The sequence below is a fragment of the Falsigemmobacter faecalis genome (genome assembly GCF_003863335.1).
Lineage (GTDB): Bacteria > Pseudomonadota > Alphaproteobacteria > Rhodobacterales > Rhodobacteraceae > Wagnerdoeblera > Wagnerdoeblera faecalis.
In genome coordinates, this window is the sequence record NZ_RRAZ01000086.1 from 1 (window position 1) to 1799 (window position 1799).

Annotated in this window: 1 pseudogene; it reads left to right on the forward strand. The window is 59.5% G+C overall.

Annotated elements, in window-relative coordinates:
• Positions 1 to 366 precede the first annotated feature (366 nt).
• Positions 367 to 1602, forward strand: a pseudogene (locus EG244_RS20090) (IS5 family transposase).
• Positions 1603 to 1799: the final 197 nt, after the last annotated feature.

Here is a 1799-nt window from a genome sequence, read left to right on the forward strand (position 1 = left end):
CAGGCAAAACACTGAATCCAAATAGATTTGTGCAACAGCGCCCCGCCGATGTGCCATGGATCACACTCCTTCTCTCATCAAAAAATGAAGTGTTGCTGCGATCCGTTGAACCCACCGCGGAAAGCAGACCTTTGCGGTGCGGCGTAGGATCTGAGGCTTGCCCAAGGAAGTGGTCATCCGTCGATGACCTAGCTTCGTGCGTGTCCGGGGCCTCAACGGTTAGAAAGATTGTAAGTCGAGGAATTCTTGTAAAGATCGGGCCGAAACCTTGAAAGGTCGTGACCTAGCAGGGTGCTGAAATAGTCTGGCCTGGACGTGGCTTGAGGAACATGGTTCACCCTTTGCAGATAACATGCCGGGGTGATCATGCGGAGAAGTGACGAGACGAGCGGTTCGCTGTTCAGCTATGTCGATCTGGAGGCGCGGATCCCTGCACGCCACTCTCTGCGCAAGATCCGGCAGGTGGTCAATGCCGCACTGGCCAGCCTGGATGACGCGTTTTCCGCACTCTACACTGATTTTGGCCGGCCCCCGATCGCTCCGGAGCGGCTGATCCGGGCAAGCCTGCTGCAGATCCTCTTTTCGATCCGCTCGGAGCGACAGCTCATGGAACAGATGGAATACAATCTGCTGTTCCGCTGGTTTGTCGGGCTCGGGATCGATGACCCGGTGTGGGGTGAAGGGCGCCCGGAAATCCGTCCGGTGGACGGATTTCAGCCCTGAACGGGCGGAGCCCCGGGCCGAAGGCCGACGGTTTTCAGTAAGAACCGGGATCGGTTGCTGAGCACGGAGATGTCGCGGGAGATGATGAGGGCAATCCTGGCTCACCGCGAGGTCGCGCATCTGCTGTCGGACGAGCACTTTTCAGTCGACGGCACCCTGGTCAAAGCCTGGGCCTCGATGAAAAGTTTCCGCCCGAAGACTGACGATGGCCCCTCGGACGATGATCCCGGCGGCTCTGGTCGCCCGAAGACCCCGACCGCGTCCCCTTTTGAGCCAACCACGTCCGAGACTACCCCGGTGATACGTCAAAGCCGCAATACCGAAGTCGATTTCAGGGGACAGAGGCGCTCCAATGCCACGCATGCGTCCTCCACGGATCCGGACGCCCGGCTTTACAAGAAGTCGTCCGGCGCCGGGGCCATGCTCTGCTTCGTCGGCCATGCACTGATGGAGAACCGTTCGGGCCTGATCGTGCAAAGCGACCTGACGCGGGCTGACTGCCATGCAGAACGCCGCGCAGCCCTGGACATGATCCATCGGCATTCCCCCGGATCGACGCGGCAGCTGACGCTGGGGGCGGACAAGGCCTTCGACACAGTCGACTTCGTGGCCGATCTGCGAGCCGCCTGCGTCACCCCGCATGTTGCGCAAAAATCAAAGCATTCCGCGATCGACGGCCGCACCACGCGTCATAAGGGATATGCACTGTCGATCCGGCACCGCAAACGGATCGAAGAGGCATTTGGATGGGCCAAGACGGTTGGCGGTATGACCCAGACCCTCTATCGGGGGATTGAGCGGGTGCGTGCACGCTTCATTATGACGATGGCCGCAAACAATCTCGCCAGACTGCCCAAACTGCTGGCTGCCTCAGGCTGAGAGAACCCGCCAGGCATGTATGTTGTCGGGCGAAGAAAGCCCCACCGCAGAACAGATCAGCCCTGATGAAAAAAACCGTCCTGTACTCAGGACTATTTCAGCAGCCTGCTAGGCTCAGGACCTACTAAATTGCTTGCGGTAGCGAAGAGACCTTGATTCACTGGCGGCCCCGAGGAGGTGCTGCCATGACAGAGATG